Here is a 26,530-nt window from a genome sequence, read left to right on the forward strand (position 1 = left end):
TGACCTTCCGCAAGTGGTTATAGCAGCCAGGCCAAGGCGCTAGAAACGGCACTCGACTTGCATGTCACTCTGTTTCAACGCGACATAAGGGAATGAAATGAGCAAGGAGTGGCGTACAACCGGCAGCATTCACGAGAAGGATCTGCGTGCTGTATCTGATGGCGTCATACAACACGGGCAGAACTTGTCGCGCGGACATGGCGGAAATGCCGATCCCATAGCCTGCACGCTGATGGATGATGAGACCTTAGTTGGCGGTGTCACAGGTCGAACTGAGTTTGGCCGTCTTTTTATCAGTTACCTATGGGTAGATGCTCCATGGCGTGGGAAAGGCATCGGAACCGAGCTATTGCACCGGCTTGAAGCACTTGCTCTGGAGCATGGATGCCATGAAGCGCTCATTGAGACCCTCGATGACAGCGTGGCGCACTGGTACAAGAGGTGCGGCTACCGACTTGTCGCACATCTTCCTCAGTACTGCGGACCTTGGAATCGCCACACGCTTTTGAAAGACTTAAAACCGGATCGCGATTGCTGACTTAGGGCTTTCAAGATGTATGAGCCGTCTCAAGCCTGCTTTTGGCCGATCTCTGCCAGTTGTTGCCTCGTAGCGAAGGGCTTGAACCTACCTTGGCTATCATTCAGATAATGGACTGTTGAACAAGATGTACCAATGTTGATCCAGCCTTCGGCGAGCTGTTAAGCGTTACAGCCATTGGTAGGAAGCGCCGTTGACAAGCTGCTGTCGTGCTTTGTTCGATAGCCATGGGAATCCCGACGCAAGACGAGCATCTGCAAGCGAACAGCCATCGGCAAAGTCCTTGCTCGCAAGCCAACCTTCTCTCTCTATTGCAGTACCCCAGGCACGCCGCAGTTGTTCGAGGTCATTTGTGTCGAGTGATGGTGCAGATGATATCGACTCATAAAACTCCCATGGCTGCTCCCAGCGATCAAACGCCTCTATTGCTGAAATCAACTTGCGATACGACTTCATTGTGTTACCTAAAGGTTAGAGAAGTGGGCATAGGTGAAATCCCCATTGAATGACCCGCTGGCGGCCATTTTCCGTCGGCCTTATCGCAAAAATTACTGTTTTGCCACTAGCCTGTGCAAGTACAGCTTTTGGCTGAAAACGGTAGGCCAGGTACGGCGGCTTCCGGCCACATAGCGGTCAGTCAGAAGTCGTACTAATGCAGTTCAGAATCTGAAAATTCAGCTCGCTAATCACCGTGCGTCAGTGCCACTCCCTAAAACAGTGCATGCATTGACGCGCACGCCAAGTCCTCAACTGCCCTCCGCAGAATAAGCATCGGGCAATTTTTTGCTCGCAAAGAGGCCTCATCCGATGGCGGAAATATTCCCAGACAACATTAGGATCAATGTTTTCTCGGAGGACTATCTCATCTACTACCGCCTGATCACCCTTCTCGGGGAAAGCCCCGATGATCGCTAGCGTTTCAATTGATGGACAGTAACCAGTAATTGAATCGCCGCATCGATTACAAACACGTTGACCATAGTCAGTAGTCATAAATTCGTTTCAGTGCCTGGAACTGGAGATGACCTTTTTACTAGACGCCGGGTGCAGTGACAACGTCCGCTCTGGGTCGATTTCGGTCGATTACGACAGACAGATATTGGCCGAAAGCGAACCTTCGTTGAGCTCAGAATTGACGCGGTAGCTGTCAAAAAGGTGACTCACTCAAGACAATGTCATTGAAAGACAGGCAAGAGAGGTGTCGCCTACCAACTTCCATACGGAATGCCGTACTTTTCGACGTATCGTTTAGCCTTTTCACTTACCGGATAGGCATAACGACCACCGTGCTTCCCTTGTTCCGGCCCCAGAGGCTCTATCTCTCCTTGACCGCGAGAAATCTCAACCGGATTTCGACATGAATCTCTAACCCATGTTTTGAGCACGCCGCCCGGAGCGAGCCCCACGTAAAGTGACGCCATAAAGCGAGCAGTTTTCTCCGGTGTTTCCGGGCAGCGCTGGTGTGTTGACTTCACCATCAGTTGCCTGCCCTCTTCCGGAATTTCGATGAAGCCTTTGTAGGTTTTTTGTTCTGTTATGGATTGCCAGCGGACAAAGATCAGTTTTGGAAGATCGGCGCCTGTCACAGGCATCCCGCTCCCCGACACCGTCCCCCAACCACGGGCAGACTCTGTGCTGATATCGGGCTCTCCGCTGGCTGCAGTGCTCTTGCCAGCTCTAAAGAAGACTCTGTTATTGATGTCTTGGACGGAGCTGTCCTCTACCCAGACCTTCATGTAGTTCGGCTGAACGAATACTAATTCCCACCATGGATATTTAGGGTCATTTTCGCCTGTTTCTGGGCCACTGCTTTGGCAGCCGGACAACAATAAAGCGCCCAGCAGTGCAATCGTTGCTTTCATTACAAATGATCCATTCAAGTATTTGTCACGACTACCAACTTCCATATGGAATGCCGTACTTGTCGATATACCGCTTAGCCTTTTCACTCACAGGATAGGCGTACCGTCCTTCGTTCTTACCTTGGCTCGGCCCCAGTGGTTCAATTTCCGCATGTGCTCGCGCGACTTTGACTGGGTGATGACATGAGTCTCTTACCCAAACCTGCACGACACCGCCGGGAGCCAAGCCGAGATAAACCGATGCCATGAATCTTGCTTGCCGATCGGGAGTTCGCGGGCAGCGCTGATTGACGGACGTCACCATCAACTGCCTGGCCTCTTCCGGAATATCTACCCATGCTTGCCAGGTTTTCTGTTCGACGATTGATTGCCAACGGACCCAGATTCGAACGGGCAGGTCTGCTCCTATCACCCTCCTCCCGCTGCCGCCAACCCCACCTGTCCATCCCCGGGCTGACTCTGTTCCATCTTCAGGCTCTCCCCCGGCAGCGGTGCCGCCGCCGGTTTTGTAGAAAATCCGGTTGTTAACGTCTTGAACAGAACTGTTTTCAACCCAGACCTTCATGTAGTCCGGCTCAATAAACGCCAGCTCCCACCATTCGGACTTCGGGTCATTTTTGGCTGAGAGTGGATCAGTTTCTTGGCATCCTGAGATTAGCAAAACGCAAAGTATCGTTATGAGTTGTTTCATTGGCTTAAGAATTACCAACTCCCGTACGGTATGCCGAATTTATCGATATACCGCTTGGACTTTTCGCTGACTGGATAGGCATAGCGTCCGCCGTGCTTCCCCTGCTCCGGGCCTAGCGGTTCAAGTTCGCCCTGGGCATGAGCTACCTGGATCGGTCGGTGGCATGAATCTCTGACCCATGCTTGAAGCACCCCACCCGGGGCCAACCCCACGTAAAGCGAAGCCATGTATCGAGCGGTCCTTTCAGGAGTTTCCGGGCAACGCTGGTGCGTTGAATCCACCATCAATTGCCTCGCTGACTCTGGAATTTCAATGAAACCCTTGTAGGTCTTCTGTTCAGATATGGACTGCCAACGAACAAAGATGAGTTTGGGAAGATCGGCACCGGTTACCGGAATACCGGAACCACTGACCGTGCCCCAACCACGGGCTGACTCCGTGCCATCTTCTGGTTCACCTCCGGCGGCGGTGCTTCCGCCTGCCTTGAAAAAAGTCCTGTTATTGATGTCCAGGACTGAGCTGTCTTCTACCCAAACCTTCATGTAATCCGGCTCTACAAACCCTAACTGCCACCAAGGAGATTTGGGGTCACTTTCGCCACTTTCGGCTGCGCCCGTCTGGCAACCCGCCAACAGAAAAATGCCCAACAGAACAATCAATGCTCTCATTACCAAAGCTTCCAATCAGGTACGTGTGGGTGTTGTACGCGAATTGCGTCTGCCGTCGGAGCGTTGATGAAAACGGCCTCGATGCCACTGCCGTCATTTCTTCCGAGGGGGTGATTCCAGTTTGCAGAGGTGTGGATGTATTTGAGCTTAAGCAGTGTTTCTTCCTCATCAGTGGTTTTGTAATCACCGGCAACAAAACGATCACACAAGGCTTGTAGTTCCTCCGGAACCGCGTACTCATCGCTTTCTGGCATGTCGATGAACTGAACACCCTTTTCCTTAGCCAGTTGATACATGACTCTCAGGTAAACCAAAGAAAGCTTACCGCTGACTGGCCTTTTGAGCTGCAGCGCGGCGTACACGCGTTTTTCTCTGGGAGCCAGTCGATCTTGATTGTCCCTCGGGAGCACGAGCGCGGCGGGTGTCACTACCTCCAGAAGATGCGCAGGCCACCCTTTGGCAATCCACTGACTTTTCAGGCGTGCAGCATCCCGGTAGATCGACGTAGTCGCAACGTCAGTTTGGACAGAGACATCAAGGGCTTGCATAGGGCTGACCAGCACGCACTCCTCGACTTCATCGAGGTAGCTTCCACCAATATCCGAATGGACGCCGGGAAGGGTGTACTCCGGATGGTCGGGCTTAACACGGCTGAGCGCGAAATTCACTCGGCACTCATCGCGAGCAACGAGATGGACAACATCTTTGAAGAACCTGCGGTCCAGGTAAAGCTTCACACCGGGAGCGATAGGACTTGTCACTTGACCAAGATTGGTGAAGCCGGCAATGGATGGCACTGTGTCGAACAGGCCAATAAATCCCATCTTGATACCGTTTCCGTACTGGCTATCAAAATTTCGGCTGAAATCTCGAGCGTAAATGTTCAGCAAATTCCCTAGTGGCCCCTGCTTGCCTCGCACGATTTCATTGGAAAAGTGCCGGGCAGCTGCGGCGCCACGGCTGAAGCCAAACGTATCAAAAGTCAGAGACACTATTTCACTGCCGGGACTATCTTGCAGGGCCTCATCAATGGTTTGTTTGATTTGCGCGAAAGACGCCTGCACACGCGCTGCAACACCGGTATCACCTCGCCCCGTACCAGCGCCCACCGTGCTGTCTTTTTTATTGCTGACGGTGCCTATTCCGTCAACATAGACAGGACGTGAAATGCATTTGAAGGCTCCTGAGCCCTCCGCTTTTTCAGTCTTTTTATACAGATCATGCAGTTTTTTAACATTCGTGAGGCCGGCCCCATAACTGCTATCCGGATCACTCATGTAAGGCATGCAACTCGCAGGAATATCTTGCGGCGCAATCGGATGCTGCGCACCGCACAGCAGACCCGCCGCCGTGTTATTCGCATTGTTACCAGTACCATCAAAGAACACCCCAATCCTCAACGCAATGCCGATTTTCTCAGGCTCGCGCGCAGGTTCTTTCCCATGCTTCTCATACTCAGCCCAACGCTGGGCATGAATATCGACGGGTTTGGCTTCTTCGTAGCGGTAGTTTTTCGGGGGGTTGGGAACGTAGCCACTCAATCCTTGATTCCTTGTTCTGATCCTTGAAGAACGGGCCGAAGGGTGCCAGCCGAGGCTTGGGGGTGCAAGCCGTGGCCGTGTGCCAGCTAGTTTGGGATTGCCGGGTGCGACGAGGGTTTAGGCTCGTCGCACCGGGGTGGTCAGTGGGCGATTTCTACGTTGTCGAGGGCCTGGTTTACGGCGAGTTCGCCGAGCATGACGACCTGGGCGATGCCCAGTGCGGTTTTGCGGTGGGAGGTGTCGAGCATGGCGGCGAAGTTGTTGAGCATTTCGCTGGCGGACCCGAGGGTTTCGCTGGCGTTGGCGAGCAGGGATTCGGTATCGCACTTCGGGTTGGCGAGGTACATGGGTTCGGGTTTGTGGGGGCTGGCCATGATTTGGGTGGCCGGGGTGAGGTAGTGGTCGAGGGCGCGTTCGGCGGCTTCGTGGAGTTTTTTGGAATCGAGGGATTCGTAGGGCGATGCGAGGTCGGTTTCTGGCGGGTTGGGTGTTGGTTTGATCATGGTGAAACTCCTGATTGTTCATTAGGAGCTACCGGCATCACTTGCAGATGATGGGTGGCAGCTGTGCGCGGGTCTGCAAGACCGGGAAACCAGGAACCCGGCAGACCCGAAGGTCTCCCGCACAAAGCTGCCATTTTGTAGACGCGAACGAGCGTCCATGTGGCGTGGCTATGCGACTGGCTTTCCGGCGGGCTTGCAGACCCGATCACTGATGAGCAGTGACAGGAATCAAGGTACGGAGGGCGCGCCAGACGCACAAGCCGGCGGATTCTGGCGTACTCGTAGGCAATGACGCAAGGCGTTGTAGGGCTTGGGTGGTTACGTGAGGCTTCGTTTAAACGTGGGTGATTTTTCTGTTTATTTCGGTCAGGGGTTGATGGGGTGATTGGGCAGACGTCTTCGCGGGCAAGCCCGCTCCCACAGGGATTTTTGGCTGGATTGAGATTGGTGGGGGCTGGACTGGCGTCATCGCGAGCAGGCTCACTCCTACAGAGGGAGGTGGTTCGAATCAGCGGGCATCTCGCTGGATTCGGAATACCAGGCTGGGGGCTTTGCCGGGGACATCGTCCAGTTCGCCGAAGCGGCGCATGCCTATCTTTTCCAGGACGCGGATTGAGGCGGTGTGGTCAGGCCTGACCAGGCCGAATACCTCGGGCAACCCGAGATGGTCGAAGGCGTGGGTCAGCGCGGTTTGTGCGGCCTCTGTCGCATAGCCGTGGCCCCACGCTTCGACGGCGAAGCGATAGCCGAGGTTGATGACCTGTATGCCCAGGTAGTCGTGGGCGGCGATGCCGGCGAATCCGAGGATCTGCCCAGGGGCTTGTGCGCTGCTGATTGCCCACCATCCGTAGCCGTGGGTTTCCCAGTGTTGCAGCCAGCGATCCAGCAGTGCTTCGGCTTGTGTGATGTCGGTCATGGGGCCGGCGGGGTTGAACAGGTTCGTTTGTGGGTCGCCGAAAATCGCGAAAACGGTGGGCAGGTCTGCTTGTTGTGGGCGTCGGTAGGTCAGGCGTGTTGTGGTGTTTGGCATGCTCGAGACCTTGGTGATTCAGCAGGTTATGTAGCGGTTGGGCGGGCGCCATCGCTAGCAGGCTAGCTCCCACAGGTTCCGCGCAAGGCTCGGGTGCCTGTGGGAATAAGGCGCCAGTGACGGTATCGCAAAGGAGTCTGACGGACTGTCAGTTCTTACAGGTCTCTTACAGTTTGCGCAGGGCTAAGCTGGCCCGACTGTAGGAAAACTGAGGAACTGATCATGGGCCGCATTCGATACTTGTTGCCACTGAGTGCTCTGCTGCTGGCCTTGCAGCCAATAATTGGCTATGCCGGTGCCACCTGGACGTACATTTCGCTCGAGGCGAATTTCCGCTGTGATAACGGCGTCACGACACAAGGCTATAGCGTCTATGCGGTGGGTGATCGGCCGGAGTTAGGGAATTGGGACCCGGCCAAAGCGGTTCGACTCACGCCATCCCCCTACCCCTCCTGGTCCGGAAAGATAAAATTCAGTAACGCAAAACCCGGTGATGTCGTGGAGTGGAAATGTATCGTCCGCAATGACAGCAACCCCAGCGACGCAACCTGGCAAACAGCCCCCAACAATCAAGTAACCATGGCTTTTAGTCCCACACCTCTGGCGACTGGAAGCTTCTGAATCGACCGTATGGTGCCGCGGCTACAAGCTCGAACTCTGGCCTCGACCGCGCGTCATGTTGATCAGCGCCACGCGTCTGCCACCCGGCGCCGCGCGCTCTTCGATGGAGAACGGCACGAAGCCGAGTTTCGGGTAGAGCAGCAACCCCGCCGTGTTTTCGTTGAAACAGGACAGCTGCACTTCCCTTGCCCCGTACTTTTCAAAGCCGACCGCAGTCATTGTTTCGACAATGTAGCGAGCGACGCCCTGGCCCCGGGCGTAAGGCGCGACGATGACGTTGCCGATGCAGCAGATGCCGTCGTGCTCGGCGCGGTAGAAGTTGGCGAAACCGACGAACTCGCCGTTGGCCAGAAACGCCGTGGAGTCGAAGCGCTGGCTGATCGCGGTGTGCATTTGTTCTTCCGTCAGCGGGTACTGCGCTTTCGGGAACATGAAGTACAACTCTTGAACGCCCTGCGGAAAGCCGCACAGGGTTTTGACGTCGTCGGCCGTCACGGGCCGGTGGGTGAAGTTCATCGCTGCCCTGCCCTCACTGTTTGCCTGCGGCCAAATGGTGCGCGACCAGCGCGTTGGCATGGCCGTGGCCCATGCCGTGTTCATCCTTGAGCCACGCCACCAGTTCCATGTGTTTCTTGTCGGTAATGCCGGCGAGCAGGTTCAGCCAGTGATGGATGGGCTGGCCGTACTTTTTTTCGATGGAGGGGAAGTACGACGCCGGGCCTTTTACCTTGTTGTCTTCGCTCATGCTGCAAGCTCCCATGGGGCACGACGGAGGGTCGGCGACGCTCCTTGTCGGCATGCCATAGAGTGGACGCGAGACGCTGTTCCGGCAAGTGGCGCGGCCAGCCCGTTGAGTTCACGCCGACCTGTCGGTGGGGGGATTCACTCGGGGGAAGGCTCAGTCTTTCTGCTCTCGTTAAATCGCTGCATCGGACTCTTGCCGTCCGTCCTGACGATCGGGATCGCCTGATAGCTCTTCTGGCCCGGTGGCATGATCGGGTCACCGGGAAAGCGATAATCGCTGAAGGCTTGCATGACTCTTTGATCAAGGGCGCTATCGCCCGAGCTTTGCCGTATCGAAACCACCGGGGCCAATGCGCCCGGGGTGTACTCCAGCTGTACCTGCACTGGCTTGCTGGCAGACGTCGGATTGACGTTGTTCTCCAGAGACTTCTCTATGGCGGTGATGCGTTTCTGGAGGCCGCTTTGCACGCTGCTGACAAAGAGATTGTTGTAGCGCTGTTGCTGCTCGATCGTCAGAGGCAAGCCTTTGGCGCGTAGACGTTCGATGCCTTGCCACGAGTCATCGCCGAGATACTGCGTGGCGTTGAAGTAATGCGTCAGCGCGCCTTGCAGGTCCTGCGGGCCACCGCGCCCGTCCTCCATGTATTTGGCCAGTTTGGCTTCACTGCGCTGCTGCTCGGGCTTGCTCACGGCAAGCTGGTAAAACTGCCGCGCATCGGTGTCATTGACCGGCCCGCCGATGCCTTCTTCGGCCATGCGCCCAAGTTGGCCATAGGCGCTGGCGTCTTTATCGGCCACGGCTTGATAGAGGGCCTTGGCTTTGGAAATGTCCTGGGGCACACCGCGCCCCTTCTCGTACAGGTCGCCCAGCATGATCGTACACGGCAGGTTACCGCTCTGACTGAGGTCGCGGATGTAGCTGACTTCCAGCGAGGTGATGGCTTTATCGTCCCAGTAGGCGAAGCAACGCAGAGCGGGGAAATCTGCGACCTGGGTATAAGCGCTGTTGGTTTTGCAGCCTGCGATGAGGGCGGTGAGCGCCAGTAGAGCAACAACCTTGTTCATGAATGGCATCCGTTGAAATCGTGCAGATTTCATCGGCAGGCCGGCGCAAAACCTGAAGCGTCGATTACTTCAGCACATCACAAAACCTGTGGGAGCGGGCTTGCTCGCGAAGGCGTCGTGTCAGCCGAAATCATCAGTGGCTGATACTCCGCCTTCGCGAGCAAGCCCGCTCCCACAGGGATTATGTATGAAGGAGATCAAGATTATTCCGTGCGCCCCGGCAACATCCGCACCAGCGTGTTATCCCGCACCCAGTAGTGGTGAAACAGCCCCGCCGCTGCGTGCAAGCCGATCAGCCAGTAGCCTGTGCTGCCCAGCGTTTCATGCCAGTACTTGAGCTGTTTGGCGAAGTCCGGGTCGATCGCCACCGGCGCCGGGACGTGGAAGCCGAAGTACGGGAACGGTTTGTCGGCGGCGGCGAGCATCAGCCAGGCGAGGATCGGCGTGGCGATCATCAGCACGTACAACGCCAGGTGCATCAGGTGCGAGATGCCGGTCTGCCAGGCTGGCGGCTTGGGGGTGATTGGCGGGCGTGGGCTCAGGCGGCCGAGGAGACGCACCCACACCAGCACGAAAATGCTCGTGCCGAACAGGCCGTGGAAGCCCATCAGCAGGCCGCGCGCTTCGCTGCCCTTGGGCATGTAGCCCTTGATTTCGACACAGGCATAGACGCCAACGAACAGCGCCAGCATCAGCCAGTGCAGGGTGATTGAGAGTTTTCCATAACGGGTGACGGCGGTGTCGCGAGTCATAACGTGCCTCGTGATTGTCGTGAGCGACGGTCTCAACGCAATTGCAGGGCGAACCGATTGCACCACCCTGCCCTCGCAGCCTCAAGACCCCCAGCAGATTGCCCGTTCATTATCCGCACTTCACCTGCAAATTTTGTGAAAAAAAAGCCTCTGATATATCACTCAACCATTGCCTCAGTGGTGCAGCAACGCAGCGGCGGATGAGACCACCAGCAACACCGCCAGAATCCGGTTCAGCCACTGCAACTGCGCCGGGTTACTCAGCCAGCGCGCCGCCCCACGCCCCAACAACGCCCAGACACCCAGGCACGGCAACGACACCAGAAAGAACGCCAGGCACAGCGCATTCAGCCCCTGCCCTTGCGCGGTAAACACGCTGATCACGGCAATCGCCATAAACCACGATTTGGGGTTCACCCACTGCAAGAAGGCTGCGCCGATTAAACCCAGTTCAGATCGTGCTTCCCCCGCTTCGGGGTCGATGGCGGTAACGGGGGCGTTGAAGATCTGCCACGCCAGCCACAGCATCCAGCACATTCCCAGTGCACTGATCAGCGGGCGCACACCGGGGAGCATCAGCGTACTGGCGCCAGCGCCTGCCACCCACACCAGTGAAGCGGCGCCCGCCCCCGCGCCGAGAATGATCGGCAGGCACGGCCGCCAGCCGCGTCGGGCGCTGGTGCTGAGAACGATCAGGTTGGTCGGCCCCGGGGTGATCGAGGCAACGAAGGCAAAGAGGATGAACGCAAGCATGGCACGGCCCTGTAGAAAGTCAGGGCCCACTGTGATGGTTGAGCAAGGTGACGGTCTTGAACGTTTGTTCAGCGTCGAAAGGTGCCAATGGCGCGTTGCTGATAGGCACCCGGCGTGATGCCGTAGGCACGCACGAACCAGCGGCCGAGATGGCTTTGATCGGCGAATCCGAGGCGACCGGCGACTTCCACTGGCTGCATGCCGGCGGCAAGCATCTGCCGACCACGGCTCAGACGCAGCTGGATCAGCCACGCGTGCGGTGCGAGTCCATAGGCTGCCTTGAACGCGCGGGTCAGGCGAAAGCGGTCGGTGCCGCAGACGTCGGCCAGGGTTTGCAGGCTGATGTCCTGTTCGTGGTAGGCCACCAGGTAATCGCGTGCCTGCCGGGCGATCAACGGTGCGCGGTTGGCAGCGCTCGGTTGCGGTCGCCGGTACAGATGAATCGCCAGTCGTTCGAGCAAGGCATCCAGCGCCACGTCGCGCACCATGCGTACGTCCTGCTGATGCAGCGCATTGAACGCAAACAAGGTGGCCCGGGCCAGTTCGGGATCATCGTTGAGCACACTGCCGATCCCCGGCAAGCCACTGCCATAACTGCCCAGATGCACACCATCCAGCGCCTGCTCCAACCATGCCGGTTGCAGATAGAGCATGCGATAGGTGAAGCCGTCCGGGCTCGGCGCATCGCCGTCATGGATGTCGCCGGGCTCCAACATGAAAACCTTGCCCGGCGTGCTGTCATGCCGCGCCCGACGGCTGTTGAAGCGCTGCACGCCCTGCTCGGTGAAGCCGATCAAATACGTTTCATGCCAGTGCGGATCGTAGGCGTGCGCGTGCCCGGCGAAATGCGCGTGCAGAGTTTCGATGCCGGTTTCCCGGTCGCGGGCAAGGTCGATCCAGTTGCTCATGGCGTGCGTACAGTGGTGGGCTGGGGCCAGTAATCCACAATTGGCGGGTTGAGGCTAGAAGGTTTGTGCATTTCAGATCGAGCGCTGATTGACCCGCGCCATCAGTTGCTCGGCGCTTTCCTTGCGTTCGGAATAGCGATCCACCAGAAAATCCTGGCGCTCGCGCAGCAGCACGGTGAACTTCACCAGCTCTTCCATCACATCGACCACGCGATCATAGAACGGCGAAGGTTTCATGCGCCCCGCCTCGTCGAATTCCGCGAAAGCCTTGGGCACGGAAGACTGATTGGGGATGGTGAACATGCGCATCCAGCGCCCCAGTACGCGCAGTTGATTGACCACGTTGAACGACTGCGAACCGCCGCAGACCTGCATCACCGCGAGAGTTTTGCCCTGAGTCGGACGTACCGCGCCGAGCTCCAGCGGAATCCAGTCGATCTGCGCCTTGAACACCGCAGACATCGCGCCGTGGCGTTCCGGCGAACACCAGACCTGACCTTCCGACCACAACACCAGCTCGCGCAGTTCCTGCACCTTGGGATGGTCGACCGGGGCGTCATCCGGCAATGGCAAACGGGACGGATTGAAGATGCGCGTTTCGGCGCCGAAGTGCTCCAGCAAGCGTGCGGCCTCCTCCACCAGCAGACGGCTGAAGGAGCGTTCGCGGGTCGAGCCGTAGAGCAGCAGGATGCGTGGTTGATGTTCGTGTGAAGGTGATGTGATCGGGCCTTCGAACAGCGTGTGATCAAGATTGGGCAGGTGCTCTGACATATGTCCTCCGGCTCAGAGGGAGCCGATGCGATCCAGTTCGCGCTGAAGCTCAACGCGGCTGAGTGTTTTGAAAGGAAGACCGAGGAACGTTGCGCAGCGGCGCTCGATGATCGCCACGGTGGCACGGAACGCTTCATCCACTGTCGCCTCATCACCGATCACATCGGATGGATCTTCCAGCCCCCAATGGCATTTGATCGCCGGCCCGAAGTACACCGGGCAGGTTTCGCCCGCCGCCTTGTCGCAGACGGTGATGACGATGTCCGGCGGGTTGCCTTCGAAGGCGTCGTTGCCCTTGCTGTACAAACCGTCGATAGCGATACCAGCCTGTTGCAAAGTCGTCAGGCTGCGTGGCAGCACCTGGCCCTTGGGAAAACTGCCGGCGCTCACAGCCTCGAAACCCTCGCGTGCCAGATGATTGAACACGGCCTCGGAAAGGATGCTGCGGCAACTGTTGGCCGTGCACATGAACAGGACACGCATGGATAGCTCCGGGAATATTTGAAGTTCAGCAGCACGCGGTTTCGCGGGCAGGACGACCATCCATGTTGTGCAGGCGACAGGCATTGTCCTTGAGCCAATCGGTGTTGGCCGTGGCCGTGACCTTGAGGATCTGCCGAACCCAATCCGGCAGATCCGGGTTGAGCCGGTAATAGACCCACTGGCCCTGACGGCGATCAAGCAACAACCCATTGCTGCGCAGTTGCGCGAGGTGGCGGCTGATTTTCGGCTGGCTGTCGTCGAGGGCGCACATCAGCTCGCAGACACACAGCTCACCCTGCTCGGCAATCAGCAAGGTGGCGCGGACACGGGTTTCATCGGCCAGGCTTTTGAACAGTTCGGTGGGGGTGAGCATGGGGGCGGGCTCGAACATATGGAAAACCGAATATACGGATATCCATATATTATTCAACCCCGGATTCAAGCCACATCGCAGAACCCCCTGTGGGAGCGGGCTTGCTCGCGAAGGCGTAGTGTCAGTCGATACCTATGCCACAGACATACCGCTTTCGCGAGCAAGCCCGCTCCCACTGGGGGATTTTTGTGGGGTGGGACTATCCGCGCAGCAGGCCCTGCTCCGCTTCGCAAAGGCCGACGACATAATCCCAGACCACCCGCAGCCTTACCGACTTGTGCAACTCGCGTCGGGTGCTGATCCAGTAACTGCGCTCGATGCTGTCATCCGGCAGCAACGCCACCAGATCCGGATCCGACGCGGCCATGTAGCAAGGCAACACCGCAATGCCCAATCCCGAGCGCGCCGCTTCCTGCTGGGCTATGACGCTGGTGCTATGGAACACCACGCGCGGGCTGCGGCAGAAGCTGTTGAGGAACATCAGTTCCTGACTGAACAACAGATCATCGACATAACCGATCCATGCATGCCGCCCGAGGTCTTCGCGGCTGCGCAACGGCGGCGCGTTGTCGAGGTAGCGTTGGCTGGCATAGAGCGCCAACCGATAGTCGGTGAGCTTGCGCGTGACCAGCATGTCGGCCGCCGGGCGCTCCAGATGAATGCTGATTTCCGCCTCGCGGTTGAGGATGCTGACGAAGCGCGGCACGGCGACCAGTTCCACCTCCAGCCCCGGATAGCGTTCGAACAGGCCGATCATGCGGCTGGCGAGAAACTTGATGCCCAGCCCCTCAGTGACGCCGACGCGGATCTTGCCCAGCGGCGCGGTGGACTGGGTGATTTCTTCCTGAGCCAGCAGCGCAACGTTTTCCATGGCTTCGGCGTGCTTGAGCAGCGCCTCCCCCGCCGGGGTCATTTCGTAGCCTTGGGCGTGCTGAACGAACAGCGCGGTGCCGAGGCTCTTTTCGATGGCCTCGATATGACGGGCCACGGTGGCGTGAGTGGTGTTCAGACGCCGGGCAGCGGTGAGCAGGCGGCCGCTGCGTTGCAACTCCAGAAAGAACCGCAGGTCGTTCCAGTCGAACATGGGGTGTCCTTGTCAGCTATCGTCAATCCAGGCTGTTTGAAAACGCACAGCGGCTGCGCAAAAACTAACATTCTTTTGACGAAAGCTAACAACTAGAGTGTCCGACAATAAAAACAAAAAGCGAGGTCAGGGAATGCAGACTTCCCTTGAAGAATACGACTACATCGTGGTCGGCGCCGGCCCTGCCGGGTGCTTGCTGGCCAATCGACTGTCGGCAGACAAGCAGCAGCGGGTGTTGCTGCTCGAAGCCGGCGGACGCGACAACTATGCGTGGATTCACATCCCCGTGGGTTACCTGTTCTGCATCGGCAACCCGCGCACCGACTGGTGCTTCAAGACCGAGGCGCAACCCGGCCTGCAAGGCCGCAGTCTGAGCTACCCACGCGGCAAAGTGCTCGGTGGCTGCTCCTCGATCAACGGCATGATCTACATGCGCGGCCAGGCCGGCGACTATGACGGCTGGGCGGCCGAGGGCAATCCGGGCTGGGCCTGGAACGACGTGCTGCCGCTGTTCAAACACAGCGAAAACCACTTCGCCGGCGCCGCTGAATTTCACGGCGCCAAGGGTGAATGGCGGGTCGAGCAACAGCGCCTGTCGTGGCCGATTCTCGACGCGTTTCGCAGCGCCGCCGAGCAGAGCGGCATCGCCAGCATCAACGACTTCAATCAGGGCGACAACGAGGGTTGCGGCTACTTTCAGGTCAACCAGAAGGCCGGGGTGCGCTGGAACGCGGCCAAGGCCTTTCTCAAACCGATTCGCGAGCGGGCCAATCTGACCGTGCTGACCGGGGTTGAGGTTGATCGCGTGCTATTGGAAAACGGGCGGGCATCGAAGGTCAGCGCACGTCACGAAGGGCACACGAAAAGCTTCAAGGCACGCAAGGAGATCATCCTCTGCGCTGGCTCCGTCGGGTCACCAAGCATTCTGCAGCGCTCCGGAATCGGCCCGCGTCCACTGCTCGAGCGCCTCGGCATTGGCGTGACTCATGAGCTGCCGGGAGTCGGCGGCAATCTGCAGGATCACCTGCAACTGCGCCTGATCTACAAACTGCAGAACGCCCGCACCCTGAATCAGATCGCCGGCAGCGTGTGGGGCAAGATGGGTATGGGCCTGCGTTATCTGTATGACCGCAGCGGGCCGTTGTCGATGGCGCCGAGTCAGTTGGGCGCGTTTGCCCGCTCAGGGCCAGAGCAGACTTCCGCCAACCTTGAATACCACGTGCAGCCGCTGTCGCTGGAGCGTTTTGGCGAGCCGCTGCACAGCTTTCCGGCGTTCACCGCGTCGGTGTGTGATCTGCGTCCGCAGAGCCGTGGCCGCATCGACATCCGTTCGGCAGACCCGCAGGAAGCACCGCTGATTCAACCGAATTACCTCAGCCATCCTGAAGACCTGCGCGTGGCCGCCGACGCAATTCGCCTGACCCGACGCATCGTCAGCGCCCCGGCCCTGCAAGCGTTCAAACCGGTGGAGTATCTGCCCGGCGACAGCCTGCAAAGCGAAGAACAACTGCACGAAGCGGCGGCGCGCATCGGTACGACGATTTTCCATCCGGTCGGCACCTGTCGCATGGGCAATGACGCTGACGCGGTGGTCGACGCGCAATTGCGCGTGCATGGCGTGCCCGGCCTGCGCATCGCCGACGCCTCGATCATGCCGCGTATCACCTCGGGCAACACCTGTTCGCCTACGCTGATGATTGCCGAGAAGGCGGCACAGCTGATCCTTTCAGGACCTGTTCACAGCCCCAGTGTGGGAGCGGGCTTGCTCGCGAAAGCGGAGTGTCATTCACCCATGATTTGACTGACACGGCCCCTTCGGGAGCAAGCCCCCTCCCACAGGAATCAACAGCAGATTCAAGACATCGCGCTTCACCCGGACACGCAACACCAGTGGAACAACAAAAACAATCACTGTGAGGGATTTCGATATGTCAGAACACGCTCAGCCGCTGGACGCCGCGAGCGGCGCCAGCACCAGCAATGCCACGCAGAAAGTCATCTTCGCCTCGTCCCTGGGGACGGTCTTCGAGTGGTATGACTTCTTCCTCTACGGCGCCCTCGCGGCGGTGATCAGCAAGCAGTTTTTCGCCGGAGTCAACGACACCACGGCGTTCATCTTCGCGCTGATGGCCTTCGCCGCAGGGTTTATCGTGCGGCCGTTCGGGGCGCTGGTGTTCGGTCGGTTGGGGGACATGATCGGACGCAAATACACCTTCCTCGCCACCATCATCCTGATGGGTATCGCCACATTCTGCGTCGGCCTGCTGCCGACCTACGCCAGCATCGGCATTGCCGCACCGATCATTCTGGTGGTGCTGCGCATGCTCCAGGGTCTGGCCCTGGGCGGTGAATACGGCGGTGCGGCGACCTATGTGGCGGAACACGCGCCAATCGGCAAACGCGGCTTCCACACCAGCTGGATTCAGTCCACTGCAACCCTCGGCCTGCTGCTGTCGCTGCTGGTGGTGCTCGGGTGCCGCTACTTCACTGGCGATCAGTTTGAAGTCTGGGGTTGGCGTATTCCGTTCCTGCTGTCGATCGTGCTGCTGGGCATTTCCACCTGGATCCGCCTGAGCCTCCACGAGTCGCCGGCGTATCTGAAAATGAAAGAGGAAGGCAAGGCATCGAAAGCACCGATCCGCGAATCCTTCGGTAAATGGGAAAACCTCAAAGTGGTGCTGATCGCCTTGTTCAGCATCAACGCCGGGCAAGCGGTGACCTTCTACGCCGCGCAGTTCTACGTGCTGTTCTTCCTCACCCAGTTCCTGAAAATGGATCCGGCGGTGGCCAACACCCTGCTGATCATCAGCGTGGTGATCGGCGCGCCGTTCTTCATCATTTTCGGCTGGCTGTCGGACAAGGTCGGACGCAAACCGGTGCTGATGCTCGGCCTGCTGCTGGCGACGGCGCTGTACTTTCCGATTTTCAAATCCCTGGCGCACTATGCCAACCCGGCAATCGATCAAGCCAGCCGTCAGGCACCGATCACCGTGCTGGCGGATCCAGCCACCTGCACCTTCCAGTTCGACCCGGTGGGCAAGGCCAAATTCGACAGCCCGTGCGACAAGGTCAAGACCTTCCTGGTCAAGCAAGGCCTGCCCTACTCCAGCGCCGCCGCCCCGGCCGGCAGTGGCGTGCAGGTCAGCGTCGGTGACGTGAAGATCGACGGCTACGACGAATCCGCCCTGCGCGGCGCCGTCACCCTCGCCGGCTATCCGCAACAGGCCGACCTGCAGCAAATCAACAAACCGATGATCGTCGCCCTGATCGTCGCGCTGATCATCATCTCGGCCATGTGCTACGGCCCGCTCGCGGCGCTGATGGTCGAACTGTTCCCGACCCGCATCCGCTACACCTCGATGTCCCTGCCGTATCACATCGGCAATGGCTGGTTTGGTGGATTCCTGCCCACCGTGTCATTCGCGCTGGTGGTGTACACCGGGGATATTTTCTATGGGCTGTGGTACCCGGTGCTGATTACCGGGGTGAGCCTGGTGGTGGGGATGATTTGTTTGCGTGAGACGAAGAATATCGATCTGGACAAGAACTGAATCTGAACCTGCACACATGATCCTTTGGTGAAAAAAACCTGTGGCGAGGGGATTTATCCCCGATGGGGTGCGTAGCGCCCCCGTGAAAAATGGGACTACTACGTAGTCCATCGGGGATAAATCCCCTCGCCACAATTAAATCTCTTCATCCAGGAACTAAGCGTCAGCCTTGATCACTTCAAACTTCACCTGATCAGGATAAAACGCCACATAGTTCTTGATCTGCTCCACCGAGATTTTCGGTTTCTCGTACGTCCACACCGCGTTCGCCCCCTCATGCCCCGGCACTTGCAGGCTGAAGTAATTGGCATCGCCCTTGTATGGGCAATAACTGGTGTGGTCGGTGCGGGCGAAGTATTTCTCGTCGATGTCCTCGCGGGGCACGTAGTACACCGCCGGGTAGTTGGCCTCATGGAGAACCAGCACATGAGAGGACGCCGCGACCTGGATGCCGTGGAATTTCACCAGCAGGCAACCGGAGAGTTCTTCGAGGGTGATTACGGGGTTGAGGCCGGTGGTGCTCATTGGGGGTTTCTCCAGGGACAAATGAACTGTGGCGAGGGAGCTTGCTCCCGCTGGGCTGCGTAGCAGACCCAAATCCGGAAATCGCGCTGCATCAGGTATAACGCGATTTCAGGTTTTGCGACGGCTTCGCCGCCGAGCGGGAGCCAGCTCCCTCGCCACAGGACAACACTTGCCCTGAGTCGGTGTCAGTCAGGATCAGCTCAAACCACGATATCAGTCGCCAGCGCCTGCCCCACCACACCAACGGCAAAGTCGATCTGCCCCTGCCCGCTCAGATCAACCAGCAGCGTGGTCTGACCGCCCTGCGCGTAGTAAGTCAGGATCGCATCGCCCGCATGACCGGTGAAAGCATTGACGAAGTTCAACGTGGCCGCACCCGTGGCGAAACCGGCGATGCCCGAGATGTCGATCTTGTCCACGCCGCTTTTGAAATCCATGATCCAGTCCGGCTGGTTGTTGGTCGAATCGCTGGCTGCACCGAACACAAAGGTGTCCGCACCCTCGCCGCCCCACAACACATCGGCGCCGCCACCGCCGTAAAGGATGTCGTTGCCGGCTCCGCCGAACAGATGGTTGACGGCCGAGTTGCCGATCAGCAGGTCATTGCCCGAACCGCCAACTGCATTTTCCACGGTTACGCCATAGGCAATCGATACGTTGCCGACCAGCCCGCCAACGTCAGAGAACGAACCCTCATTGAGGTTGATCTTCTGGTTCTGGGTGAAGCCGGAGAAGTTCAGCGTATCGTTACCGCCACCGTCCCACACTGAGAACACAACTTTCGACGCCGCCGACGTAGCGCTGTAGAAATCGCGGCCGGCGTTGGAGCCGAAACCGTAGGTGGTGTCATCGGCGCGGGTTGCGTAGTTGGCGCCGTAGAGTTTCTGCACCGCCACGATATCGTCCAGCAACGGCGCGGAGGCGTAGGCTCCGCTGCCATCCTTGCTGAAGTTCTGGTCGGTATTGGCTTCGCTCCAGTAGCTCATCAGGCTGTAGCCACGGGTGTCTTCGGCGTACTTGGCGTCGTTGTAGGTCGGGTTGCCATTGCCGGCGTTGTAGGCGCCCGGGTGCGACAGGCCGAGGGTATGGCCGATTTCGTGGGTCAGGGTCTGACGCCCGTAGTTGTTGGTGTCCGGGGTCTTGTTGACCTGATATTGATTGTTGATCAGGTACCACGATTGGCCATCGTAGCTGCCGCCGCTCGGCAGGTAGGCGAACGCCGCGCCGCCGGTGCTGACATCGTAGTTGCCGAAGGTCATGTGACCGTCGCCGCCTGTGCCTTCAGTGAATGTCACCTTGGCCACATCGGCCCACGATTGCATCGCCAGTATGGCTTGAGCCTTTTGCTGCGCGCTGAACTGGCTGAAGTTGCCGAGGTTCGGGTTGTAGTTCGCCGGTTTCTCGGTGAGGAAGGTGTAAGTGAGAGAGATTTTGCCGTCGCCGTTCTTGTCGTGCCACGACAGGTTTTTGCGCAGGATTTCGTCGGCTGCCTGGTCGGCGGTAAACGACGGTTTGCCGTTCACCAGGCCGACGCCACGGTCGTACAAGTGGCTGAAGGCATTCACTTCGTCATAGGCGCTGCTGGTTTTCGCTTTGGCTTGAGCCATGGTGGGACTTCCTTGTTTCAGAGTGGTCAGTGCGTTCGGACCGTGGCGATCTTCTGGCGAGATCGTCCTGTCACTCGCGTTTCTTGAAGGCCCGACGAACCTGCCATGCCCGACAAGCGCGGTGCCATTCGATTTCTCGATAGTCGCCTGCGCCGTCCCGGTAATACCGGTCATTCCCGGCAATGTTTTTATCTGTATATCCATACAGATAAAAGTTGCCCCGGGCGCGAACTCCGGCCATTCTGTGCACCTCCAGTGAACTGATTGACGACGGTGGTTATGCGGCTGTACCTCTGTGAAAAACCTTCCCAGGCCAAAGACATTGCGGCCGTGCTGGGCGCCAAGCGCCGGGGCGACGGCTGTTGGCTGGGAACGGACGTCACGGTGACCTGGTGTATCGGCCACCTGCTGGAAACCGCCCCGCCGGATGCCTACGACGCGCGCTACAAGCGCTGGGTGCTGGCGGATCTGCCGATCATTCCGGACAAGTGGAAAATGACCGTCAAGCCGCGCACTGCCAGCCAGTACAAGGCGGTCAAGCGCCTGTTGGGCGAGGCCAGCGAACTGATCATCGCCACCGACGCCGACCGTGAAGGCGAGATGATTGCCCGGGAACTGGTCGAGCACTGCCGCTATCGCGGGCCGATCCGTCGCCTGTGGCTGTCGGCGCTGGATGAGGCGTCGATCCGCAAGGCCCTGGCCGCACTAAAGCCGGGAGCGGAAACCTTCAGCCTGTATCACTCGGCCCTAGGGCGCTCCCGCGCGGACTGGCTGATAGGTATGAACATGAGTCGCCTGTTCACGTTATTGGGCCGTCAGTCCGGCTATCAGGGCGTGCTGCCCGTCGGCCGGGTGCAGACGCCGACACTGCGGCTGGTGGTGGATCGCGACCGCAGCATCGCCGATTTCGTGCCGGTGCCGTATTGGGCGATCGATGTGCAACTGCTGCACGACGGCACGCCGTTCACTGCACAATGGCGTGCGCCCTCCGACGTTTGCGACGATCAGGATCGCTGCCTGAATCAGGCGTTGGCGCAGCAAGCGGCGGCTGCAATCAGCAATGCGGCCAGCGCACGGGTGGTGAAATTGCGCACCGAGCGCATGCGTGAAGTGGCACCGCTGCCCTTCGATCTGGGCACCCTGCAGGAAGTCTGCTCGAAGAAACTCGGTCTCGGCGCTCAGGAAACCCTCGACATCGCCCAGGCGCTGTACGAAACCTACAAGGTCATCACCTACCCGCGCAGTGATTGCGGCTTCCTGCCGCTGAGCCAGCACAGCGAGGCGCCGGGGATACTCGCTGCACTGCGTCAGGCCGACTCAAGCCTCGATGCGCTGAACGGTCACCTCGACCCGCAACGCCGCTCACGGGCGTGGAACGACGCCAAGGTCAGCGCCCACCACGGCATCATCCCCACAGCGGCGGCGAAAAATCTCGAGCGTTTGAGCGGTAAGCACCGGGCGGTCTACACCCTGATTCGCGCGCGCTATCTGGCGCAATTTCTGCCCAACCACGAATACGATCGCACCCAGGCCGATTTCGATTGCGCCGGTGAAGCATTGCGCGCCGTCGGCAAGCAGATTATCGAACCGGGCTGGAAACGCGCCTTGCCCGAAGCCCTCGCCCCGGCCAAGGGTCGTGAAGCGCCAGCACCGCAAACCCTCCCGGCGCTGAGTCAGGGTATCGATTGCGCCGTGGCCGGCGTGAACCTCAAGGATCTCTGGACTCAGCCGCCCAAACCCTACACCGAGGGTGATCTGATCAAGGCGATGAAGAACGTCGCCAAACTGGTGGAAGATCCGCTGCTCAAACAGAAACTCAAGGACACTACCGGCATCGGCACCGAAGCCACTCGCGCCTCGATCATTCAGGGCCTGCTGGATCGCGGTTATCTGCTGAAAAACGGCAAGGCGCTGGCCGCGACGCCTGCAGCCTTCAGCCTGATCGACGCCGTACCCCGGGCAATTGCCGACCCCGGCACCACCGCCATCTGGGAACAGGCGCTGGACATGGTGCAGAGCGGCGAGATGAGTCTGGAAGAGTTCGTCACCAAACAGGCGGCGTGGATGAGCAAGCAGGTCACCCGCTGTTCGGCGCTGAGCCTGACCATCAGCGGCCCGCCACCGGCCGGCAAGGCTGCGGCGCCGTGGAAGAAGAAACGCAAATCGGCGCGCAGTAAAACCGCCAGTGCAACCAAGCGTACCGCCAAATAACTCAAACCTGCTGAGCTCCTGTGGCGAGGGAGCTTGCTCCCGCTCGGCTGCGCAGCAGTCGCAAAACCTGCAACTATGGTCTATCTGAAACATCGCGATTGCAGGCTTTAGGGCCGCTTCGCGCCCCAGCGGGAGCAAGCTCCCTCGCCACAGGGTTCTTAAGTCTCCCTTTTGGAGTTCATTGACCATGCCCACCATCGAACTACACCCCGCCCACCGCGACGAACTGCAAACCATCGAAAACCTCATGCAGTTCTACATGTACGACTTCAGCCAATGGCTACCACTGAAACTCGGCGAACATGGCTTCTTCAGCATTCAGCAGAAGGACGATTACTGGCGCAATCCAGCTACCCAACCGTTCCTGATCCGCGTCGACGGTGAGTTGGCCGGTTTCGTGACCGTGGATGATGAAACCCACATCGACGGCGCCGAACACAACATCGGCTATTTCTTCCTCACTCGACGCTTTCGTGGCCAAGGCGTCGCGCAGTTTGTCGTCTCTGCCCTCTTGAGCCGCCTGCCAGGTCGATGGCAGATTTTTCATATCGACGCCAACCTGCCTGCACAGCGCTTCTGGGCCGGGCTGATCCCGCAATTGAGCGGTGGCGAGTTCACCCGTCAGCAACGCTCGGTAGACGGTTACCCCTGCACCTTCTACGTCCTGAACGTCCCCGCTTCCGTTGCCTGAACGAAACTTTTCTCATTCCAAAACAGCTTTGTCCGACAATATGTAGTGAACAAAAATAATCACTACAAAACCGTTGACGGCACCGTTTTGCTTTTGCATGATGAAGACGTTCCCCGATCGGGAACATCAGTAACACGCTTGAGCAAACTCGTCTGACCGCCGAGTTGTTTTTTCCGGATACACGCTGCCCACAAGGCAGATTGAAGAAGCTGACCTGGCCTGAACGTCCAGTACAAGGACGAGAAGCGCTGGCGAAAATTCTCAAGACGCTTGTGGCCGACCCTGAAAACGTCGTCAAGGAGCCTCCCGGTTTTCGCTGCTTCTCCTCGTTGTGACGCTATTGCGTAGCAGTTATTCAACACGACTACATGCAACAGATGCATGACCCCGTATTTCACACGGGCGACCGCTGACGTCCTGGTTTCGGTGCCAGGGATCAACTAACCGATGGGCTACCTGTATTAGCGAATCAACTTTGAAAGATCACCAGACTGGTCAAGGGGCAAACATCATGAATCTGAACAATCAACCTACTATCGAAGAACTGGCTCGTATGTTCGCTGCGCAAAAAGACAGCCACGACAGCCACATTCTCTGGATCAGCAAGTCGGGTCAGGTGCATATCGACTGCCTGTCGCCCCACGCTGGTGAAGAAGAATTCGACCGCAGCAACCAGAACCTGCTGGCCCGCCTGAAGATGTACCGCCGCGGCCACGGTTATGTCGGCAAAAAAGCTGCGGCCGACAGGGACTTCATCGGCAATGTGCTGCAGACGCTGAAACAGGCGTGGGATTCGATGCAGAACAAGAATGAAGTTCGGGTGATTGATCGGTTCTACTGAGTTACAACTTCAATAAATAAAAGGGCCTGCTCTCTGCTACTTCACAAGTAGCAAGAGCAGGCCCTTTTTTATATTCAGCATTCACCACAAAATCTGTGGGAGCGGGCTTGCTCGCGAATGGGCCGTGTCAGTCACCATCACATCAACTGATACACCGCTTTCGCGAGCAAGCCCGCTCCTACAGGGGGAATGTGTCGTTGGTTAGATTTTCGTTTCCAGTACCAGATTCATAAACGCCACCGCCGCCGCACTGTGGTAATTATTGCGCCGCCGCAACAACGCCGCCCCGCGCTGCGGCGCTTCGTTCTCGACCCGCAGCCGACGCAGCACCCGGTCTTCGGTGGCAATCGCCTCCGGCAACATCGTCGCCATTGGCGAATGGCGCACTACCTCGAGCAATGTACTCACCGAGTTCACCTCGATCCGCACCTTCGGCGTAATCCCCTGCTGACGAAAATACTCATCAATCGATAACCGGGTAATGAAGTCTGACGCCAGCAAGGCGAAATCCAGCTGCGCAAGGTCACTCGCCGTCAGCACCGAAGTGCTCTCGTACAACGGATGCTCGCGGCCGATCATGATCCCCAGGGTTTCGGTAAACGCCGGAATGCACTCGATGTCCGGGTGGCGCACCGGGGTAAAGGCAATCGCGATGTCCAGCGAGTCATCCGCCAGCCCAACCTCGATGTCGTCCATCGACAGTTCGAAAATCTGCAAATGAATACCCGGATAGCGCGCCGCGAAATCGCGCACCAACGGCCCGACCAGATAGGCCATGAAGGTCGGGGTCATGGCCAGACGCAAGCTGCCACGGGACAGATCCTTCACGTCATGCAACGCCCGCTTGCCCGCCTCCAGTTCCACCAGCACCCGCCGCGCGCATTCGATATAGGCCTCACCGGCATCGGTGGGCTTGACCGTGCGCGAGGTGCGATCAAACAGGCTCACCCCGAGGCTTTCTTCCAGTTGGCGGATCTGTTGCGACAAGGTCGGCTGCGACACATGCAACGCCTCCGCCGCCCGGGTGAAGCCGCCGTGGTCGGCCACGGCCAGCAGATAACGCAAATGTCGCAACAACATGGGATCACCATCTATAGGCAGAGCTTATGCGAAGCATTGTATATCGGTCTTGGACGCTATGGATCAATCGGCAGAAGATTGCTCCCACACAGCAAGCCAACCCTGAAAGGAGTGACACCATGCAACAGTCCCACGCCTACAACGATGCCAGCCTGGCCCTGACCACCCGCATTCTCGACATCAAGGCACGCAAAGGCCTGTCGTGGCAGGATCTGGCCGACGACACCGGCCTGAGCCTGGCCTACGTCACCGCTGCCCTGCTCGGCCAGCACCCGCTGCCACAAACCGCCGCGCAAGTGGTTGGCGACAAACTTGAACTGGACGCCGACGCCGTTGCCGCCCTGCAGATCATCCCGCTGCGCGGCAGCCTCAGCGGCGTGCCGACCGACCCGACCATCTACCGCTTCCACGAGATGATCCAGATCTACGGCACCACCCTCAAAGCCCTGGTCCACGAGCAGTTCGGCGACGGCATCATCAGCGCCATCAACTTCAAACTCGACATCAAGAAAGTCGAAGACCCGGAAGGCGGCTCCCGCGCCGTGGTCACCCTCGACGGCAAGTTCCTGCCCCTGCGTCCGTTCTGATCCGCCTGGCCCGCCCCGAGGGGCGGGCCACACCAACACTTTCATTGCAACCGTTCCCCAATACGTCTGGAGGCTGCCCCATGCAAAAAATTCTGCTGGCCCTTGCCCTGCTTGCCGGCCTGTCCACTCAGGTTCATGCCGATGAAGATGCCGTGGCCTACCACTACGGCATGCACCTGGACATCGCCGAAGTCGTGAGCATTACCCCGGTTGCCGACGTCTGTGGCGTGGTGCCGGTGGAGATGACGTATCTGGACAGCAATGGCGACAAACACATTCTTCAATACAGCGAATTCGGCAACGGTTGCTCGAACTAAGAGGACTACACCATGAAAAGCCTGATCGACGGTTTCCTGAAGTTCCAGAACGAAGCCTTCCCGCAACGCACCGAACTGTTCAAACACCTGGCGACCACCCAGCAACCCGGAACCTTGTTCATCACCTGTTCCGACAGCCGCGTGGTGCCGGAACTGCTGACCCAGCAAGAACCCGGCGAGCTGTTCGTGATCCGTAACGCAGGCAATATCGTGCCGTCCTACAGCCCGCATCCGGGCGGGGTTTCGGCAACGGTGGAATACGCGGTGGCGGTGCTTGGGGTGACTGACATCGTGATCTGTGGGCACTCCGATTGCGGCGCGATGACCGCGATTGCCCAGTGCAAATGCATGGATCATCTGCCCGCCGTCAGCGGCTGGCTGCAACATGCCGAGTCGGCGAAAGTGGTGAACGAGGCGCGGCCGCACGCCAATGACGCGGCGAAATTGAGTTCGATGGTGCGGGAAAATGTGATCGCGCAACTGGCGAATATTCAGACCCACCCGAGCGTGCGCCTGGCCCAGGAGAAAGGCCTGCTGAATCTGCATGGCTGGGTGTATGACATCGAGACCGGCTCGATCGATGCGCTGGCGGCAGACCGCCGCACGTTTGTGCCGCTGGCTGAGCAGCCAGCGACTTGTGCGGTGCAGGCAAACACCGGCGCAGCTGCCTGATACTCATACTGTGTAGGAGCTGCCGAAGGCTGCGATCTTTTGATTTTGCTTTTTAAAAACA

Annotated in this window: 30 protein-coding genes; 10 read left to right on the forward strand and 20 right to left on the reverse strand. The window is 58.7% G+C overall.

The window, feature by feature from the left end; all coding sequences use genetic code 11:
- Positions 1–97: 97 nt before the first annotated feature.
- Positions 98–538 (forward strand): GNAT family N-acetyltransferase, encoded by a 441-nt coding sequence (locus tag NTD85_RS15470; protein ID WP_262142590.1) that lies wholly within the window; start codon positions 98–100, stop codon positions 536–538.
- 168 nt (positions 539–706) lie between these two features.
- On the opposite strand, the gene NTD85_RS15475 is transcribed toward NTD85_RS15470, so the two are convergent.
- From NTD85_RS15475 to NTD85_RS15505, 7 genes are all read right to left on the reverse strand, one after another.
- On the reverse strand, positions 707–994 hold the full coding sequence (locus NTD85_RS15475) for a hypothetical protein (protein WP_151101590.1): 288 nt from the start codon (positions 992–994) through the stop codon (positions 707–709).
- A gap of 749 nt (positions 995–1,743) precedes the next feature.
- Positions 1,744–2,400 (reverse strand): DUF2931 family protein, encoded by a 657-nt coding sequence (locus tag NTD85_RS15480; protein WP_103484209.1) that lies wholly within the window; start codon positions 2,398–2,400, stop codon positions 1,744–1,746.
- A gap of 31 nt (positions 2,401–2,431) precedes the next feature.
- Positions 2,432–3,091 carry a DUF2931 family protein gene (locus NTD85_RS15485; protein WP_262142591.1) on the reverse strand — a complete coding sequence of 220 codons (660 nt, stop codon included), beginning with the start codon at positions 3,089–3,091 and terminating at the stop codon, positions 2,432–2,434.
- Between the two features lie 11 nt (positions 3,092–3,102).
- Positions 3,103–3,759 carry a DUF2931 family protein gene (locus NTD85_RS15490; RefSeq protein WP_262142592.1) on the reverse strand — a complete coding sequence of 219 codons (657 nt, stop codon included), beginning with the start codon at positions 3,757–3,759 and terminating at the stop codon, positions 3,103–3,105.
- Entirely contained in the window at positions 3,759–5,300 is a 1,542-nt protein-coding gene (locus NTD85_RS15495; RefSeq protein ID WP_262142593.1) for a T6SS phospholipase effector Tle1-like catalytic domain-containing protein, read from the reverse strand. Before NTD85_RS15495 ends, NTD85_RS15490 begins: the two co-directional genes overlap by 1 nt.
- Positions 5,301–5,440: 140 nt before the next feature.
- A complete protein-coding gene (locus NTD85_RS15500) occupies positions 5,441–5,803 on the reverse strand; it encodes a DUF6124 family protein (RefSeq protein ID WP_210558721.1) in 363 nt (120 codons plus the stop codon).
- 508 nt (positions 5,804–6,311) lie between these two features.
- Positions 6,312–6,833 carry a GNAT family N-acetyltransferase gene (locus tag NTD85_RS15505; RefSeq protein ID WP_262142594.1) on the reverse strand — a complete coding sequence of 174 codons (522 nt, stop codon included), beginning with the start codon at positions 6,831–6,833 and terminating at the stop codon, positions 6,312–6,314.
- Positions 6,834–7,055: 222 nt separating this feature from the next.
- Between NTD85_RS15505 and NTD85_RS15510 the strand changes: the two genes are divergently transcribed.
- Positions 7,056–7,454, forward strand: a complete 399-nt coding sequence (locus NTD85_RS15510; RefSeq protein WP_201137290.1) for a carbohydrate-binding module family 20 domain-containing protein — start codon at positions 7,056–7,058, stop codon at positions 7,452–7,454.
- 21 nt (positions 7,455–7,475) lie between these two features.
- On the opposite strand, the gene NTD85_RS15515 is transcribed toward NTD85_RS15510, so the two are convergent.
- The 10 genes from NTD85_RS15515 to NTD85_RS15565 all read right to left on the reverse strand — a co-directional run bounded on the left by NTD85_RS15515 (position 7,476) and on the right by NTD85_RS15565 (position 14,387).
- The gene (locus NTD85_RS15515) at positions 7,476–7,970 is read right to left on the reverse strand and encodes a GNAT family N-acetyltransferase (RefSeq protein WP_201137289.1); all 495 of its coding nucleotides are present in this window, start codon (positions 7,968–7,970) and stop codon (positions 7,476–7,478) included.
- A gap of 13 nt (positions 7,971–7,983) precedes the next feature.
- A complete protein-coding gene (locus tag NTD85_RS15520) occupies positions 7,984–8,199 on the reverse strand; it encodes a DUF4287 domain-containing protein (RefSeq protein ID WP_262142595.1) in 216 nt (71 codons plus the stop codon).
- A 137-nt stretch (positions 8,200–8,336) separates the two neighbouring features.
- Positions 8,337–9,263 carry a sel1 repeat family protein gene (locus NTD85_RS15525; RefSeq protein WP_262142596.1) on the reverse strand — a complete coding sequence of 309 codons (927 nt, stop codon included), beginning with the start codon at positions 9,261–9,263 and terminating at the stop codon, positions 8,337–8,339.
- Positions 9,264–9,466: 203 nt separating this feature from the next.
- A complete protein-coding gene (locus NTD85_RS15535) occupies positions 9,467–10,015 on the reverse strand; it encodes a cytochrome b (RefSeq protein WP_262142597.1) in 549 nt (182 codons plus the stop codon).
- A gap of 174 nt (positions 10,016–10,189) precedes the next feature.
- On the reverse strand, positions 10,190–10,768 hold the full coding sequence (locus NTD85_RS15540) for a LysE family translocator (RefSeq protein ID WP_262142598.1): 579 nt from the start codon (positions 10,766–10,768) through the stop codon (positions 10,190–10,192).
- Between the two features lie 68 nt (positions 10,769–10,836).
- A complete protein-coding gene (locus NTD85_RS15545) occupies positions 10,837–11,676 on the reverse strand; it encodes a helix-turn-helix domain-containing protein (protein WP_201137285.1) in 840 nt (279 codons plus the stop codon).
- A gap of 72 nt (positions 11,677–11,748) precedes the next feature.
- Positions 11,749–12,447 carry an arsenical resistance protein ArsH gene (gene arsH, locus NTD85_RS15550; protein WP_262142600.1) on the reverse strand — a complete coding sequence of 233 codons (699 nt, stop codon included), beginning with the start codon at positions 12,445–12,447 and terminating at the stop codon, positions 11,749–11,751.
- A 12-nt stretch (positions 12,448–12,459) separates the two neighbouring features.
- Entirely contained in the window at positions 12,460–12,930 is a 471-nt protein-coding gene (locus NTD85_RS15555) for an arsenate reductase ArsC (RefSeq protein WP_201137283.1), read from the reverse strand.
- Positions 12,931–12,955: 25 nt separating this feature from the next.
- On the reverse strand, positions 12,956–13,303 hold the full coding sequence (locus tag NTD85_RS15560; protein WP_103484235.1) for a metalloregulator ArsR/SmtB family transcription factor: 348 nt from the start codon (positions 13,301–13,303) through the stop codon (positions 12,956–12,958).
- 199 nt (positions 13,304–13,502) lie between these two features.
- Entirely contained in the window at positions 13,503–14,387 is an 885-nt protein-coding gene (locus NTD85_RS15565) for a LysR family transcriptional regulator (protein ID WP_007966865.1), read from the reverse strand.
- A gap of 133 nt (positions 14,388–14,520) precedes the next feature.
- Here NTD85_RS15565 and NTD85_RS15570 point away from each other — a divergent pair, with 133 nt between their 5' ends.
- Together NTD85_RS15570 and NTD85_RS15575 are read left to right on the forward strand one after the other, a co-directional pair.
- The gene (locus NTD85_RS15570) at positions 14,521–16,188 is read left to right on the forward strand and encodes a GMC family oxidoreductase (protein WP_262142601.1); all 1,668 of its coding nucleotides are present in this window, start codon (positions 14,521–14,523) and stop codon (positions 16,186–16,188) included.
- 127 nt (positions 16,189–16,315) lie between these two features.
- Positions 16,316–17,938, forward strand: a complete 1,623-nt coding sequence (locus NTD85_RS15575; protein WP_003226027.1) for an MFS transporter — start codon at positions 16,316–16,318, stop codon at positions 17,936–17,938.
- A gap of 156 nt (positions 17,939–18,094) precedes the next feature.
- Here the strand turns inward: NTD85_RS15575 and NTD85_RS15580 are convergent, their stop codons facing one another.
- Both NTD85_RS15580 and NTD85_RS15585 read right to left on the reverse strand, forming a co-directional pair.
- Positions 18,095–18,463 (reverse strand): DUF427 domain-containing protein, encoded by a 369-nt coding sequence (locus tag NTD85_RS15580; RefSeq protein WP_262142602.1) that lies wholly within the window; start codon positions 18,461–18,463, stop codon positions 18,095–18,097.
- A gap of 200 nt (positions 18,464–18,663) precedes the next feature.
- Positions 18,664–20,070, reverse strand: a complete 1,407-nt coding sequence (locus tag NTD85_RS15585) for a serralysin family metalloprotease (protein WP_262142603.1) — start codon at positions 20,068–20,070, stop codon at positions 18,664–18,666.
- Between the two features lie 279 nt (positions 20,071–20,349).
- On the opposite strand from NTD85_RS15585, the gene NTD85_RS15590 reads away from it, so the two are divergent.
- From NTD85_RS15590 to NTD85_RS15600, 3 genes are all read left to right on the forward strand, one after another.
- A complete protein-coding gene (locus NTD85_RS15590) occupies positions 20,350–22,281 on the forward strand; it encodes a DNA topoisomerase III (RefSeq protein WP_262142604.1) in 1,932 nt (643 codons plus the stop codon).
- 187 nt (positions 22,282–22,468) lie between these two features.
- Positions 22,469–22,972, forward strand: a complete 504-nt coding sequence (locus tag NTD85_RS15595) for a GNAT family N-acetyltransferase (protein WP_262142605.1) — start codon at positions 22,469–22,471, stop codon at positions 22,970–22,972.
- Positions 22,973–23,483: 511 nt separating this feature from the next.
- Positions 23,484–23,813, forward strand: coding sequence for a hypothetical protein (locus NTD85_RS15600; RefSeq protein WP_262142606.1), 330 nt, complete (start codon positions 23,484–23,486; stop codon positions 23,811–23,813).
- A 201-nt stretch (positions 23,814–24,014) separates the two neighbouring features.
- Here NTD85_RS15600 and cynR read toward each other — a convergent pair whose 3' ends face one another.
- On the reverse strand, positions 24,015–24,893 hold the full coding sequence (gene cynR / locus NTD85_RS15605) for a transcriptional regulator CynR (RefSeq protein ID WP_262142607.1): 879 nt from the start codon (positions 24,891–24,893) through the stop codon (positions 24,015–24,017).
- 119 nt (positions 24,894–25,012) lie between these two features.
- On the opposite strand from cynR, the gene cynS reads away from it, so the two are divergent.
- The 3 genes from cynS (at position 25,013) to NTD85_RS15620 (ending at position 26,469) form a co-directional block, all read left to right on the forward strand.
- Positions 25,013–25,480, forward strand: a complete 468-nt coding sequence (gene cynS, locus NTD85_RS15610; RefSeq protein ID WP_003226042.1) for a cyanase — start codon at positions 25,013–25,015, stop codon at positions 25,478–25,480.
- Between the two features lie 80 nt (positions 25,481–25,560).
- On the forward strand, positions 25,561–25,797 hold the full coding sequence (locus tag NTD85_RS15615; protein WP_103521585.1) for a DUF2790 domain-containing protein: 237 nt from the start codon (positions 25,561–25,563) through the stop codon (positions 25,795–25,797).
- A gap of 12 nt (positions 25,798–25,809) precedes the next feature.
- Positions 25,810–26,469: a carbonic anhydrase gene (locus tag NTD85_RS15620; protein ID WP_262142608.1), complete on the forward strand. Its 660-nt coding sequence runs from the start codon at positions 25,810–25,812 to the stop codon at positions 26,467–26,469.
- Positions 26,470–26,530 lie beyond the last annotated feature (61 nt).

The organism is Pseudomonas sp. 13B_3.2_Bac1, assembly GCF_025466205.1.
Lineage (GTDB): Bacteria > Pseudomonadota > Gammaproteobacteria > Pseudomonadales > Pseudomonadaceae > Aquipseudomonas > Aquipseudomonas fluorescens_H.